This is a genomic window from Corynebacterium sp. HMSC034E11, from assembly GCF_001835905.1.
Classification (GTDB): Bacteria; Actinomycetota; Actinomycetes; order Mycobacteriales; family Mycobacteriaceae; genus Corynebacterium; species Corynebacterium coyleae.
In genome coordinates, this window is sequence record NZ_KV826388.1 from 40,688 (window position 1) to 55,413 (window position 14,726).

The window sequence follows — 14,726 nt, forward strand, 5'->3', positions numbered from 1 at the left end:
AGTACCTGCTCAAGGACGCACTCGGCCAGTCCGCGGTGCTGCTCGGTGCAGGTGCGCTGATCGGAGGCGTGGTCGCCTTCGGCCTCGGGCTGGCGATGCAGGGCGCTGCACCGTTCTCCCTGACCGCACTCACCGCCGTCGCCCCGCCAGTTGCCATCTGGGCGCTCGGCATGGTCGGCGCGCTGATTGCCACCCGCTCCATTACAAAAGTTAACCCGCAGCAGGCCCTTGGAGGTGCCGCATAATGCTTGAACTGAAAAATGTCACCGTCGCCTTCCAGGACGGCCAGGAAATGCGAACCGTGCTGGACAACATGAACTTCACCGCCAAGCCCGGCGAGCTGACCTTCATTGTTGGCGAGTCCGGCTCCGGAAAATCCACCATGCTTTCCGTCGCCGCGGGCCTGATCACACCGGATTCCGGCACCGCCACCCTCAACGGCGTGGAGGTGAACAACGATGTGCGCCGCGACAAGATCGGCATGATCTTCCAGCAAGCCAACCTGATCGCCGCGCTCAACGTTCGCGACCAGCTGCTGGTCACCGACGACATCCGCGGCATCAAGCCACGCCCGGACCGCGCCGATGAGCTCCTGGCCAAGGTCGGCCTCGAGGGTCTTGGCGATCGCCGTATGGGCGAACTCTCCGGCGGTCAGCGCCAGCGCGTCGGCATCGCCCGCGCGTTGATGGGTGAGCCAGAGCTTTTGCTTGCCGACGAGCCCACCGCCGCCCTCGACCACGACCGCTCTCAAGAGATTGTGAAATTGTTGCGTGACCTGGTTGAAGAGCGCAACATTGCCTGCGGGTTTGTCACCCACGACCGCTCGCTGATCAATCCGCGAGACGAGGTCTTCGAGGTTGGCGTCAACGCACGCACCCCGGTCTACGCATAAGACTGCGCTTATATGTCTGGGGTTTGTATGTCTGGTGCTTCAATCGCTGGCGCTAGCGCAGGAGCCTGCGCGACCACAGCGCCAGCACCGCAAACGCCAGCGCGCCGAGCACACCGGTAGAGATCAGGGTGCCGGACAAGTAGCCCGCATCCACCACCGCAGCACCAACCGCGGAACCGGATGCGATACCGACCTGGAACGTGACCACGTACACCGAACTTGCCAGGTCCTGGTTGCGCTGGCCTGCGTGCAAGAAGATGGTGGTGGCCACCGTGGGCAGCGCACCGGCGGCCATGCCGAACACGGCGATCACCGCGAACATGCCTAGGCCGCTTCCGGCACCGAGCGCGAGCAAACCTGCGATGGCGGACACCACCATCACGGCAGCGGCCAGGGCATTGAGCCGGATCATTCGGCTATCCACCCTCCGGCCGGCGATCGTGATGCCGACCAAGCCCGCGATGCCGTACAGGGACACGCCGAACGGCACATACGCGTGGCCGGCGGTGCCTTCCACCAGCAGCGCCAAGTACGTAAAGGTGGAGAAGATACCCGTCACCGCGAGCAGCACGTACACCACAAGCGAAGGGATGGCGGACTTCGTGTTCGTCGCCTTCGCCCTGTTCGCCGGTGGCACCGCCGGCAGACTTGGCAGGGTGGCGATCAGGGTGACCAGCGCGCCGATCGTCGCTACGCCAAGCACCCACGTGGATGCCCGCCAGCCGATCATCGTGCCCAACGCAGTGGTCAGCGGCGAGCCCGCAACCAGCGACAAGGTAGAGCCGATGGACACCGCAGCCACCGCTTTACCTGTCTGCCCGGCGGGAGCGATGCGTGCCGCCATCGGGTTGACCAGCGACCAGAACACGCCGTGTGTAAATGCTGCGGTGACGCGCCCGGCCACCAGCATCCAGTAGTTGCTGGCTGTTGCCTGCAGCACGATCCCGCCGAGGAGAAACACCAGAGTGGCGATAAGCAGCGGACGCCTATTGACGCTGCGTGTGAAGTGGATCAGCGGGATGGTCACCACTGCGACCAAGCCCGCATAGACGCTCATGAGGAGGCCAATTTGGCCTTCGGAGACGCCGAGGTCTCGCGCCATCGGGGAGATGAGCCCCACCGAGAACATCTCGAAAGTGACATAAACAAAGGCGGCGAAACTCATCGCCGCCAGTGGTACGAAGGGGAATTGGCCCGGGGTTTTCTGGGGGGTTTTCGCGGTGTTGGACACCGCGCCAAATTACGCCTATCGCCCGCCCATGACAAATGCTGCCCCAGCGCCACCAATGATTGTCAACAGAGCGACGACGATGCCGATGATCGCACCGACAGGCATCGACGCTTGTGGTTCGTTCTTCTGGCGCTCAACCGAGGTGGAGAAGTCAACGCTGATGTTGGTGGTGGTCTTCGACTCAGTCGGCGTGGACGGCTCTGTGGTCTTGCCAGGCTTGTCCTTGCCGCGCTGTACCGGTGGCACGTCGTACGGAGTGGTCGGCTTGGGAGCGACGGGCAGAGTGACCGAGCCGCCACCATTGGCGCAGGCCTCGCGTGCCTTCTTGAAGGCATCGCGGAACTGTGCCGCATTGACCGAGCCGATGGCTTCCTTGGACGAGGCGTGCGCGTTTACCCACTTTTTGCGCTGGTCTGCCGGCATGTCTGCCAGAGCGCCCTCGAGAAGCCTGTCGCTAATTTCCTGTGGGAAAGCGGGGTAAATGTCGCGTGGGTCAGTGGCGCTGATGGTGCCACTTTCAAGGGCGTCATCCACAACGCGCCAGAACTCAACATGATCCAGCGCCAGTCCGTCTTCACTGGATACCAGCACGCTGTTAATGATTTCGGTGAAGTACCACTTTGCGCCTGCCGGATCTACATTTGCGGCAGTAGCGATGCGGTCTTCCCAACGGGCGGTTTCAGCGTTGCGGTTGGCATGGAACTGCCTGAAGTATGGGCCGTTGAATGCTTCGAGGAATTCTTGTGCGATGGGCGCAGCTTCCGGGAACGCTACCTCGAAGGCGTTGGTCCACTGCTGTTTTTGCTGCGCTTGGGGGCTCCTAAGGTCTCGCGGCAATGCTGCGGCGAAATCCTTTTCTGCAATGCTCATTTGCAATGAGCACACGCCGTTAATGGGCTTGCCTACAGTGGCCGCGTCGGCGGAGGGCACGGCAGTGGCAGCCGCTGCTGTAGTAGCTGTCAGGGCAAGCGCTGCGATCCTCCGTTTATTTAACACATAAGTAAGCGTAGCGCAGATGTCCAACTATTCACCCTTCGTGAGTAGGGTGACCTGCGTCTCAAGTACGGGCCAGTCCGTGCTTAATTAACGTACGTGCTGGTTGGAGAAAGCTGAGTTAGTGCTACTCAGGAAACTCTCATGTAACGAAAAGGTGAATGTATCCCCGAAAAGGGCTATTTTTCCACGTCAAGGCCTAAATAACACCTATGTAATTTTGTCGAAGCGTGCTTACCTGCGACGGTGTGCGCCAAAAGAATCGGCGATCCGAGCCGCAATATCGCGGGCAAACGGGCTCACCCCTCGAATCGTTCCGGCACCCGGTCCGTTGATGTTGTCAAACCCCAACACGTACAAACCATGCGTGTCCCGGGGCAGCCCGCGGATAGGCCCGAGGGCCGGTCGAAACCCGGTTGCCCAGATGATCACGTCCGCGTCCACCTCGTCGAGCGAACCCACCATCGGACGCGCCTGAAGCAGGCCGGCGTCGCGCGCTCGGCGCACCTCCGGTACGACGACGATCTCTCCGCCGAAGTCCACCCCGCCCGGATCTGGCTCCCCCTTCGCAATCGCAGTGAGGCGCTCACGATTGCGGCGAAACAGCGTGGAACCGTCCACGTCGTCCGGCATGAAACCCGGTGCAGAACGTGTCAGCCACTGCGCCTTTACCCCGGCTAGCGCGAGGTCCGCCGTGATCTGGGCACCCGAGTTACCGCCACCGACGACCGCGACGCGCTGGCCTGCGAAATCTCCCGGTCGCGTGTAGTGCGCCGAGTGCAACTGCCTGCCCGAGAACTCACCCGGCACAAACGGCACGAACGGCGCAGACCAGATCCCGGTTGCAACCACCACGTTGCGGGCGTGGAGGTTTTGGGGGCGGATGGTGAAGCCAGTGTCGTCGATAAGCACACGCTCCACACGCTGCCCACGGCGAATGGGAAGGTCGTAGCGGGCCTCGTAGCGCGTTAAATAATCGATGACATGATCACGCGGCGGATACCCATCAAACGAAGGCATCGGCCAACCCGGCAGGTTGGAAAACTCCGCGCGCGAAAACAGCGTCAGCGAGTCCCAGTAGTTCGGCCACGCCCCACCGGGAGCGTCGGCGGCATCCAAAACCACGAAGTTCACGCCGTATTTGCGTAGGTAATACGACACGGCAAGGCCGGACTGGCCGCCGCCGATCACGACCGCATCAAGCATCATTTCGCATCTTCGCGGTTGCGGGGCGGATGAACTCGGCGATCCGGCTCGCTGGCGCCGTCGCGTCACCGTACGCAGTAGCAGCGGCCAGTTTCGCAGCCAAAGCGTGCACGGCCACCGCGCCGGCGAGTGCGACCTCCTCCCATAGCCGCTTGGCATGCATGAGCGCCAGATGCGCGCCCGCAATGCCCGCGAGCACATCGCCCGATCCCGGAGTCGCCGCCCAGGAATGCCCCGCGTCGATCGCGTACGCCGTGTACGGGTCGCCCTCGTGCGCAATCACCGTCACCCGCCCCTTGCGTACCACCGTGCACTGCAGCGCGGCGGCCAGCGCGATGGTCTCGGCCATGCGGTCGCTCTCCCCCACGTTGGCCGCCTCGCGTAGGCGGGCGAACTCGCCGTCGTGCGGGGTCAGCACCGTCATCTGTTCGCGCTTGGCCACCTGTTCGCGCAGGTTGGGGTGTTGGGTGAGGAGGGTCAGGCCGTCGGCGTCGATAAGCACAGGCACCTCCTGGCCGAGCACCCACCGCAACTCCGCCGCCGCAGCCTCGTCGGTGCCCGCGCCCGGCCCAAACACCCACGCCTGCACCCGGCCAGCATCCTGGAGCGTGTGCGTAGCGACGACCTCCGGATGCGCCCGCACCACCTCCACCGCCTGCGGGCCGGCGTAGCGCACCATCGCCGGTGTGGCGTTCACCGCGCCCGCAGTAGACAGGATAGCCGCGCCGGGATACCCATCGCTGCCTGCGCGGATGCCGACCACACCGCCGGTGTACTTGTCGTCCTCAGGCCCTGGCGCGATGTCTTGGAGCGGAGGCTGCCACAGGGTCTGTATCCCGTCGGGCCACTTCTGCTCGGTCCACTTCTGCTCCGGCAGCACCGCCCGATTTGCAATCAACAGCGGCGGGCCATCCTCTGCCCACAAGGTGAGTTGGTCGCCGAGCGTTTCGTGCAGGCGCTTGCCCGGCAATCCGATGTCGGCGAGCAACTGCACCCCGCACGCTGGCGACAGCCCGTGGGCGCGGCGCAACCCGCCGAAGGTGACCGTCACATCGGCGTTGACGTGGCACTGCCCTGCCCAGCCGGTGTCGGCCTCCACACCGGTGGGCACGTCCACGGCCAGCACTTGGGCGTTGAGTGCGTTGGCTAACTCGACTGCGGGGCGAAGGTTCTCGCGTACCTCGCCGGTCGCGCCGATGCCCGTCATCGCATCGATAACCAGGGCATAGTCCTGCCATTGTTCCGGGAGGTTCTCCAGCACTACCCCGCCGGCTGCCGTGAACGCCTGCAGGGCACGCTCCTGCGCCGAGCCTGTGGGCAACACCGCATCCACCCGGTGGCCTGCCAGCAACAACTCCGCGCCGGCGTAGAGGCCGTCTCCCCCGTTGCCGCCAGGCCCTGCAAGCACGAGCACCCGGGCGCGTGCCTCAGTACCTTCAGCGAGCATCACGTTGGCTACCTCCGCCACGGCGTGGGCCGCGGACTGCATCAACTGGTCCTCGAACTCCTGCGCCGCAAGCAGGGGTGCATCCGCAGCTCGGATCTGGTCGGCGGTAAACGTGGAGGAAAACATGCCTGCCACCGTAGCGCTACCACCGTGTGGAGGTAGCGGGGTGCGTGGTGTCGCAGCAAAGCAATAGAATTGCGCGCATGCCGTACACGACCGGTTTTGACCGCGAAAAATATATTGCAATGCAGTCCGAGCACATCCAAGCGCGGAGAGCCGAGGTAGGCGGCAAACTCTACCTGGAGATGGGTGGCAAACTTTTCGACGACAACCACGCCTCCCGTGTTCTCCCCGGATTCACTCCGGACAACAAAATCGCCATGCTTGACCGCATCAAGGACGAAGTGGAAATTGTCATCTGCTTCAACGCTGGTGATGTCATCCGCCAAAAAGTGCGCGCGGACCTGGGTATTACATACGAGGATGACGTGCTGCGTCTTGTGGATGTGTTCCGCGACCGCGGATTCCTCGTCGAAAATGTGGTGTGCACCCAACTCGACGGCCACAACCGCACCGTGGAGGCGTTCCTCGAGCGTCTTTCCCGCCTTGGCCTGAAGGTGTCGCGCCACTACATGATCCCTGGCTACCCCAACGACACCGCCAAGGTGGTCAGCGAGGAAGGGTTTGGCCGCAACGACTATGTGGAAACCTCCCGCGACCTGATTGTCATGACCGCGCCGGGACCTGGCTCCGGCAAGCTGGCCACCTGTCTGTCGCAGGTCTACCACGAGAACCAGCGAGGCATTGCCGCAGGTTACGCCAAGTTTGAGACGTTCCCCATCTGGAACCTGCCGCTCTCCCATCCGGTGAACCTAGCCTACGAGGCGGCCACCGCGGACCTGGACGATATCAACGTGATCGACCAGTACCACCTCGACGCCTACGGGGAGAAGGTCACCTCCTACAACCGCGACATTGAGGTCTTCCCGCTGCTGAAGACGCTGCTGCGTGAGGTTACGGGCACCGAGCCGTACCAGTCCCCGACCGACATGGGCGTCAACATGGCGGGCTATTGCATTTCCGACGACGAGGCCTGCCGCCACGCCGCCCAGCAGGAAATCATTCGCCGCTACTTTGCATCGCGTGTCGACGAACGCCGCACCGGCTCCGACTCCTCCATCTCCGATCGTGTGATGAACGTGATGCGCAAGGCGGATCTCTCTGTGCAGGACCGCGTTGTGGTTGCCCCTGCGCTCGACGTCGCGGAGGCGACCGGCAAGCCGGGTGCAGCACTTGAGTTGCCGGACGGCCGCATTGTCACCGGTAAGACTTCTGACCTGCTCGGACCTTCGGCTGCGGTGCTGCTCAATGCCCTGAAGCAGCTCGCGGGTATCGACGACGATGTGCACCTGCTCTCCCCCGATTCCATCGAGCCGATCCAGTCGCTGAAGACCCGCCACCTGGGTTCGGTCAACCCGCGCCTGCACACCGACGAGGTACTTATTGCCTTGTCCGTGTCGGCGGCGTCGAACCCGGACGCGGCGCTCGCGCTGGAGCACCTGAAGTCCCTTCGTGGTTGCGATGCTCACATCACGGCGATCCTTGGTTCTGTGGACGAGGGCATTTTCCGCAACCTTGGCGTGCTTGCAACGTCTGAGCCGCAGTACTGGCGAAAAGGGCTGTACCACAAACGCTAAGAAAATCTTAGATTTCTTCTTTAAAACGGCTCCGCTCGTTGTATTTGTGGTTTATGGTCGCCTGTATGCCTGTACAACAACCGCCGGTGGAGACCGCGTTGGCTCAGCTCAACGACGGCATTGCTGCCGCCCGAGCTGACCAGCGTGAGGAAATCACGCTACCCAAACAGACCGCTGCCTGGATCCGTGATCTGCTCGAGGATCTTGCGGAGGGGCGCCTCATGCGCCCACCCAGCCCCGAAGATGAAATGACCACCCAGCAGGTAGCTGACCTGCTCAACGTGTCTCGTCCATACGTGGTCAAGCTTATCGACGAAGGCACACTGCCCGGCCACAGAGTCGGTACACACCGCCGCGTGTACACGCGCGACGTATACGCCTACAAAGAACGGACCCGCTCGACGTAGACTGCCAGGCATGACCAGCAAAATCCTGCTCTACTACAAGTTCCAGCCCATCGCCGACCCGGACGCGGTGCGTCTGTGGCAACGCGACCTGTGCGAAGGGCTCGGCCTGACCGGCAGGATTATCGTCTCCGAACACGGCATTAACGGCACCGTCGGCGGCGACATCCGCGCCTGCAAAACCTACGCGAAGAAGACCAAAGAGTACTTCAAAGGCATCGAGTTCAAGTGGTCCGAAGGCGGTGCCGAAGACTTTCCGAAACTCAGCGTCAAAGCCCGCGACGAGATCGTGGCGTTTGGCGCACCGGGGGAGCTGAAGGTTGATGAAAACGGTGTGATCGGCGGCGGAAAACACCTCACTCCGCAGCAGGTCAACGAGTTCGTGGAGGCCAACCCGGACGTGGTCTTCTTCGACGGGCGCAACGCCCGCGAGGCCGAGATCGGACGGTTTAAAAACGCGGTGGTGCCAGATGTGGAAACCACTCACGACTTCATCAAAGAGCTCGAGTCCGGCAAGTACGACTGGATGAAGGACAAGCCGGTCATCTCGTACTGCACCGGCGGCATTCGCTGCGAGGTGCTGTCCAGCCTGATGATCAACCGCGGGTTCGAAGAGGTCTACCAAATCGACGGCGGCATCGTCCGCTACGGCGAAGCCTTCGGCAACTCCGGCCTGTGGGAGGGCTCCCTCTACGTGTTCGACGACCGCATGCACACCGAATTCGGTTCCGCGGACGACCCGGACTACGTCCAGCTCGGCCACTGCGTGCACTGCGGGGAGGCGACCAACCAGTTCTACAACTGCGCCAACGAGCCGGAGTGCCGCCAGCAGTACTTAAGCTGCGAGGCCTGCCGGGAGAAGAACCCGTACTGTGCGCAGTGCGCAACTACATCGTCGCCAGCATCCCAATAGTCAGAATCAGCCACGCCATGGTGAACGGCACGAGCGGGATCCAGAACACGCCCATCCACGGGATCCAGCGCTCGTAGCGGTTGAGTTTGCGCACCATGATCACCGCGCAGCCAATCAGGCCGGCGATCGGTGGGAGAGAGGTGACTACAGCCCAGGTGGTGCGCCAGGTTGGGGTGCACAGCCAAGTGGCGTCGCCGTCGCTGCACAGCGGCCCGCCCTGCAGGCGGGCGACCAGGCCTAACACAAACGCCAACAGGAACGTCACCCCAACGGTGCCCAGCGCCCACGTGATCGCCTGACGGGTGGAGCGCTTATTGCGCCGGTCTACCTCCAGCGGATCCGGGGCATCCGCCAACTCATCAAAGGAACGGGGCTCCGGGCGAACGCGGGAGAAGCGGTCGGCGGGGGAGTGCAGGTCGTTTTCAGGATGGTCGCGCATACGCCCTAACCTACTTCGCTGCCTCCGGACAGACGATGACGGGCACAGGCGCGTAGCGGATGAACTCGCCTTCGAGCGTGCCCAAAAACACCGTGCGCAGATTCGGCGACGGCTGCGAACCCAGGCACATGATGTCGCCCTTGCGCCACTTCACCGAGTCAATCGAGCGCTTCCAGCTCTTGCCGGTGGACACGGAGCTGGTCACGTCGAAATAGTCGAGGCGGTCGGGGGAGAGTTCGCATGCGTACTCCCAGGCTCGGTCGCGGGCGTGGTCAAGCATGCCGAGGGTGCGTTCGTACCATTTCGGGCCGTGCTCGTCGTAACTCGTCGGAGAGAACGCGATGATGCGCAGCGGCAGGTGCAGCGCGCACGCGAGGGCGGGGGCGTAGTCCAGGCCGTAAAACTCGGGCTCTTTCTTCCCGTCGGTGTCCACCACGGCGTAGGTCACGCGCGTGATGCCCTTCTTAGACAGCTTCACTCCGCGCGGTGCCAGCCCGAGGGGGATGGGGGAGGAGTAGAGCATTTCGTCCGTAACGCTGGACGGGCGTAGTCGGCCCTTGGGTGATTTTGCGCGGGAGCCCATGACGATGAGGTCAGCGTTGAACTCTAAGGCGTTGTCGAGAAGCGAGCGGACGGTATCTTTGCCGTCCTTGAGCGTGGCCACCTCTTTGGACCACTGCGATTTCGGGATCTGCCCGTCGAGTTCATTGACCACGCGTTTGTGGAACTCTTCGCGCATCTTCTTCAGCTGCTTCTTGCGGCTCTTCGCCGAGGTTGTCAGCGCCTGGATCGGCGGCAGTTGCGCAGATGCCATGACCTGCACCTTCATCGGCAGGGAGCGGCCGAGCCAGGCGGCGAACTCGACGGCTTCGCTACTTGTGGTGTCCCAGCCAACCGCAACGCGGAGAGGAGCATCCGAATCGACAGTGTTCGGTAGGCGTGCAGACTCGGGGGATACAGCGTGGTGGCTCACGTCGTGGCTCCTCGAAGTGGCAGTGTCGCTAGCAATCGTTTGAACATCAACATCATATGTGGCGTCGGCGACGCACCGAAAACGGCGTTACCATTGCGCAGATGTTTGTGTATGAGGGTGAGGTGTCGCACGAGTGGCGTCGTCGCCACGCATTGCGCGAGCTCAACGCAGGGCGCATGCGTATCGACGACGCCTGCGACGCCGACTTCATCCTCCGTGCCGCCGCCGAACACCACGGCACCGCATCCCCACGACCCTGCCCCATCTGTGGCGCCGAACTGCGGGAGATTACCTGGGTGTACAGCGAAAAACTCGGCCGACGCACCGGCACCGCCCGCAGCGCAGAAGAAATCGACCGCATGGTGCACGAGGTCGGCCCCATCACCGTCCACTTCGTGGAGGTTTGCCGCGACTGCAAGTGGAACCATCTGTTAAAGGAAGTCACTGCAGTACCAGTAGTGTGATTTCGCGTTGGCCGGGTAGGGTGTGCATAGAAAACGAGTAGGTAGCTCGCGGTTTCGCCCTCCCCGCGGGGGCCGCGAGTCAAATTGCGCAGGGAAAAACGAGTGTCAGATAAAGACAACGGCGGCGACACGACCGCCAAGAAGAAAAGCAACGGCTCAACGACCGTCACAACCAAGAAACGGTCGCGCGCATGGCAGTGGTTTATCGCGTTCTTGCTGTTCTTGGCCATGATTGCGGCGATCCCGCTGGCGTGGTTCTTCTGGAGCTACGCGCGCGCCGAGGTGCCCGAGCCGGGCAAGATTGAAACGGCGCAGATCTCCAACATCTTCTACCGCGACGGCGACAAGGAACTCGCCCGCATCGTCCCGCCGGAAGGCAACCGTAAGCAGATCCCGCTTGACCAGGTGCCCGAAGACGTCCAAAACGCGGTGCTTGCGGCAGAAGACCGTGACTTCTGGACCAACTCCGGCTTCTCCCCGACAGGCTTCGCTCGCGCCGCCATCGGGCAGCTCACCGGCAACGCATCCGCAGGTGGCGGCTCCACCATCACCCAGCAGTACGTGAAGAACGCACTGGTGGGCAACGAGCACTCCTACGAGCGTAAAGCTAAAGAGCTCGTCTACTCGGTGAAGATGACCAACCAGTGGGAAAAGGCCGACATTCTGCGCGCCTACCTGAACACGGTCTACTTCGGCCGCAACGCCTACGGCATCGAAGCCGCAGCGCACGCCTACTTCAACAAACCAGCCTCCCAGCTCACACTGGAGGAGGGCGCAGTCCTGGCCGCGTCGATCCAGCTGCCGAGCCAGCTTGACCCGTGGACCAACCGCGAAGCCGCGGAAGGCCGCTGGAACTACGTCATGGACGGCATGGTGGAAACCGGCGCCATCACCCAGGAGCGTCGCGCGGCCGCCCACTACCCGGAGACCCGTGACCCGGCCACCTACTCGGCCTACACGGAAGCAACCGGCGCAAATGGCCTGATTAAAAACCAGGTTGTGGCGGAGTTGGCCACCATCGGCATCACCGAGGACGACCTGACCAACCGTGGCCTGCAGATCACCACCACGATCGATGCCGGCACCCAGCAAAACGTCGAAGAGATCACCCGTCAGCGCCTGTCCTACCTACAGGATGACGCCCGCTCCGGCGTCGTTGCCATCGAGCCGAGTACCGGTGCCGTGCGCGCCTACTACGGCGGCGAGGAAGCCAGCGGTTGGGACTACGCCAACGCGGGCCTGCAGACCGGCTCCACGTTCAAAATCTTCGCGCTCGCGGCCGCCCTGCAGCAGGGTATTCCGCTCAGCGCGGTGTTTGATTCGTCGCCAGTGCCCCTGCCCGGCGGCATCACCGTGACCAACTGGGACGGCGGTGGCGGCGGCATGCTGTCCATGAAGGAAGCCACCCGCACCTCCTCCAACACCGCGTACCTGCGCATCCAGGACGAATTGGATAACACCACCCAGGACACCGCCGACATGGCGCATGCCCTCGGCGTGGCCAAGTCCATCCCGGGCATCCCTGTAACGCTGCGTGAAAACGGCGGCCAGCCCTACGAAGGCATCGTGCTGGGCCAGTACCAGTCGCGCGTGCTGGACATGGCTACCGCAGTGGCAACCCTGACCAACCGCGGCGCCATGCACCCAACCCACTTCGTGGAAAAGGTTGTGGACGCCAACGGTGAGGTCCTCTACGAGGTGGACCGCAACTACACCGAACGTCGCGTCTCCGAGCAGGTGGCGGACAACGTCCTCGAAGCAATGCAGACCGTGCCGGCGTACTCCAACGCGGTGCTCGCTGGCGGCCGCCCGTCCGCGGCAAAGACCGGCACTGCGCAGCTGGGCAACACCGGCATGAACAAGGACGCCTGGACGGTCGGCTCCACCCCGCAGCTCGCTGTGGCCGTGTGGGTCGGTACCGCCGACAACACCTCCGCCATCTTCAATGAGTGGGGCGGCATCATGTACGGCTCCAACACCCCGTCCCAAATCTGGAAGCAGTTCCTGGACACTGAGCTGGCGGATCAAGACTTTGAGTACTTCGAGCCGGCAAGCCCGGTGTACTGGGGCGTGAACGCCTACAAGGGTGGCGTTGGCCTGGGCGGTTACTACTCCACTCCGGCAACCCAAAACTCGGCTACCGGGACTGCGCCGACCGAATCCGAGTCGGCTGCATCTTCCGCTCCGAGCGAAGCACCTGCTCCGGCACCAGCACCGGCTCCCGCGCCAGCACCGGCACCTGCACCTGCTCCCGCACCGGCGCCTGCGCCGGACTTGCGTGATGCTGTCAACGATGTGATCGGCCAAGTTCAGGAGGCGTTCCAGTAACAGCATGTCTCAGACTGATCAAACAACCGTCACATGGCCGGACCCGGCCGACCGCGTCCAGCCCGGCAAAACCGAACCGGTGGCACGCGGCTGGGTGAACTACCTCGGCGGACCAATGGGCCGCTTCGCCCAGATCGGCCGCGCCCGGTTCTGGACGCCGCTGCGCGCCATCATCGCCGTCGCATACATCTTCTTGTCCTTCGGCGCACTACAGAAGTCGCGCTGCGCTGGCGGCAAACTGGACGACAACGGCATCATGCAGCTCAACTGGGACGGCAACCGCCAGTTCGTCGCTGCCTGCTACAACGACATCATCCCGCTCTACGGAGCACGCGGTCTGGACCAGCCGGGCTTTGTCTACGCCTACTCGTGGGTAGAAGACGACCTGACCCGCTACATGGAATACCCGGTGCTCGCTGGCCTGTTCCAGCAGCTCAGCGCCTGGATCGCGCGCGGTACCTACTTCCTGACTGATAGCTTCCTGCCGGAATCCGGCTGGTACTTCTACGTCACCGCACTGCTGATGTCCATCATCTGGGTGATCACCATCCGCATGGTCGCGGAACTTGCCGGCAACCGCATCTGGGACACGCTGCTCGTCGCCGGTTCGCCGCTGCTGATCGTCCACGCGTTTACCAACTGGGACATCCCCTCGATCTTCTTCGCCGTCGCAGCGATGCTCGCGGCGCGCAACCGCAAGTGGTGGCTGGCCGGTGTGCTCGTCGGTTTGGGCACCGCGTTCAAACTGTGGCCGCTGTTCATCCTCGGCGCGTACCTCACTGTGGCGATCCGCAAGCGTGACCTCGTGCCGTTCTTCAAGATGGTCGGCGCCACCGCCATCACCTGGATCGCCGTCAACGCGCCGGTGTACCTGCGTTACCCAGACGCATGGAGCGAGTTCAACCGCCTCAACACCGACCGCGGCTGGGAGTGGACCACCATCTACGCGGTGCTCTCCCGCGAGTTCGGGTGGGCCGGCTTCGACTCCGGTGAGGGCGCCCCGGTGATCCTCAACGCCGTCACCCTGATCCTGTTCCTGCTCGGCTGCCTGTTCGTCCTCATCCTCGGCCTGCGTGCGCCGCAAACCCCGCGCATTGCGGAACTGATCGTGCTCATCGTCGGCTTCTTCCTGCTGTTTAACAAGGTATGGAGCCCGCAGTACTCTCTGTGGTTCGTGGTTCCCGCGGTCCTCGCACTGCCGTACTGGCGTCTGCTGCTGTCCTGGATGGTGGCGGACATGATGGTTTGGCCGGTGCTGATGTGGCACATGATGGGCGACGACAACATGGGTGTGCCGGGTTGGTTCCTGGACATCTTCATCCTGGCGCGCGATGCGTTTATCGTGGCGGTGATGGTGCTCGTCGTCAAGCAAATGCTCGGCAAGCGCCCGGACAAGGTCCGCGACGCGCACAACGGCCACGACCCGCTGATGTCGCTGCCTGCGCAGTGGAAAGAGCCTGTGCTTATCGACGAGCCCACGCCCGAGCCCGTTAAGCCCGCCGAGGCTGAGGCGGAGGCGGTGAGTACGCAACCATGACCACCGCAACGGTGCTCGGCATCGTCTCTATCCTGATCGCGTTTGCCCTGTTCGGCGCGTCGTTCTACATGGCAACGAAGGGCCGCAAGAAAGAGTCGATCATCTACGGCGCGGTTGCGTTTGTGTTCATGACGATCATCCCGGTGTCGCTCGCACTTTTCGTCGCGGTGCCAAACCCGACCTGATCTTCGTCGTTACAGTG

14 protein-coding genes and 1 pseudogene are annotated in these 14,726 nt (G+C 63.1%); 9 read left to right on the plus strand and 6 right to left on the minus strand.

What is annotated here, in order from left to right; translation table 11 throughout:
* Window positions 1-245: pseudogene (locus tag HMPREF2690_RS02660) on the plus strand (ABC transporter permease); the annotation flags it as partial.
* Window positions 245-892: an ABC transporter ATP-binding protein gene (locus HMPREF2690_RS02665; RefSeq protein ID WP_070450720.1), complete on the plus strand. Its 648-nt coding sequence runs from the start codon at window positions 245-247 to the stop codon at window positions 890-892. The pseudogene HMPREF2690_RS02660 and the gene HMPREF2690_RS02665, both read left to right, overlap by 1 nt.
* A gap of 52 nt (window positions 893-944) precedes the next feature.
* Here HMPREF2690_RS02665 and HMPREF2690_RS02670 read toward each other — a convergent pair whose 3' ends face one another.
* The 4 genes from HMPREF2690_RS02670 to HMPREF2690_RS02685 form a co-directional block, all read right to left on the minus strand.
* The gene (locus HMPREF2690_RS02670) at window positions 945-2,057 is read right to left on the minus strand and encodes an MFS transporter (protein WP_070820131.1); all 1,113 of its coding nucleotides are present in this window, start codon (window positions 2,055-2,057) and stop codon (window positions 945-947) included.
* Window positions 2,058-2,138: 81 nt separating this feature from the next.
* Complete coding sequence (locus tag HMPREF2690_RS02675; RefSeq protein WP_070771146.1) at window positions 2,139-2,993, minus strand: hypothetical protein; 855 nt, start codon at window positions 2,991-2,993, stop codon at window positions 2,139-2,141.
* 357 nt (window positions 2,994-3,350) lie between these two features.
* On the minus strand, window positions 3,351-4,322 hold the full coding sequence (locus tag HMPREF2690_RS02680) for an NAD(P)-binding domain-containing protein (RefSeq protein ID WP_070485005.1): 972 nt from the start codon (window positions 4,320-4,322) through the stop codon (window positions 3,351-3,353).
* On the minus strand, window positions 4,315-5,895 hold the full coding sequence (locus HMPREF2690_RS02685; protein WP_070820110.1) for an NAD(P)H-hydrate epimerase: 1,581 nt from the start codon (window positions 5,893-5,895) through the stop codon (window positions 4,315-4,317). The genes HMPREF2690_RS02680 and HMPREF2690_RS02685 overlap by 8 nt, the downstream gene beginning before the upstream one ends.
* A 77-nt stretch (window positions 5,896-5,972) precedes the next feature.
* Here HMPREF2690_RS02685 and HMPREF2690_RS02690 point away from each other — a divergent pair, with 77 nt between their 5' ends.
* From HMPREF2690_RS02690 to HMPREF2690_RS02700, 3 genes are all read left to right on the plus strand, one after another.
* A complete protein-coding gene (locus HMPREF2690_RS02690; protein WP_070820111.1) occupies window positions 5,973-7,466 on the plus strand; it encodes a DUF1846 domain-containing protein in 1,494 nt (497 codons plus the stop codon).
* Between the two features lie 65 nt (window positions 7,467-7,531).
* Entirely contained in the window at window positions 7,532-7,873 is a 342-nt protein-coding gene (locus HMPREF2690_RS02695) for a helix-turn-helix domain-containing protein (RefSeq protein WP_209273055.1), read from the plus strand.
* A gap of 10 nt (window positions 7,874-7,883) precedes the next feature.
* On the plus strand, window positions 7,884-8,783 hold the full coding sequence (locus HMPREF2690_RS02700; RefSeq protein WP_070816714.1) for an oxygen-dependent tRNA uridine(34) hydroxylase TrhO: 900 nt from the start codon (window positions 7,884-7,886) through the stop codon (window positions 8,781-8,783).
* On the opposite strand, the gene HMPREF2690_RS02705 is transcribed toward HMPREF2690_RS02700, so the two are convergent.
* Entirely contained in the window at window positions 8,758-9,222 is a 465-nt protein-coding gene (locus HMPREF2690_RS02705) for a hypothetical protein (RefSeq protein WP_070422061.1), read from the minus strand. The two genes, HMPREF2690_RS02700 and HMPREF2690_RS02705, sit on opposite strands and share 26 nt — an antisense overlap.
* A 10-nt stretch (window positions 9,223-9,232) precedes the next feature.
* Window positions 9,233-10,195, minus strand: coding sequence for a universal stress protein (locus HMPREF2690_RS02710; protein WP_070820112.1), 963 nt, complete (start codon window positions 10,193-10,195; stop codon window positions 9,233-9,235).
* Window positions 10,196-10,296: 101 nt separating this feature from the next.
* On the opposite strand from HMPREF2690_RS02710, the gene HMPREF2690_RS02715 reads away from it, so the two are divergent.
* From HMPREF2690_RS02715 to HMPREF2690_RS02730, 4 genes are all read left to right on the plus strand, one after another.
* Entirely contained in the window at window positions 10,297-10,659 is a 363-nt protein-coding gene (locus HMPREF2690_RS02715; protein WP_070422103.1) for a DUF5318 family protein, read from the plus strand.
* Between the two features lie 102 nt (window positions 10,660-10,761).
* On the plus strand, window positions 10,762-12,987 hold the full coding sequence (locus HMPREF2690_RS02720; RefSeq protein ID WP_070484995.1) for a transglycosylase domain-containing protein: 2,226 nt from the start codon (window positions 10,762-10,764) through the stop codon (window positions 12,985-12,987).
* A 4-nt stretch (window positions 12,988-12,991) separates the two neighbouring features.
* The gene (locus tag HMPREF2690_RS02725; RefSeq protein WP_070820113.1) at window positions 12,992-14,524 is read left to right on the plus strand and encodes a glycosyltransferase family 87 protein; all 1,533 of its coding nucleotides are present in this window, start codon (window positions 12,992-12,994) and stop codon (window positions 14,522-14,524) included.
* Window positions 14,521-14,709, plus strand: coding sequence for a hypothetical protein (locus HMPREF2690_RS02730; RefSeq protein ID WP_070422058.1), 189 nt, complete (start codon window positions 14,521-14,523; stop codon window positions 14,707-14,709). Before HMPREF2690_RS02725 ends, HMPREF2690_RS02730 begins: the two co-directional genes overlap by 4 nt.
* The last annotated feature ends 17 nt before the right edge of the window (window positions 14,710-14,726 follow it).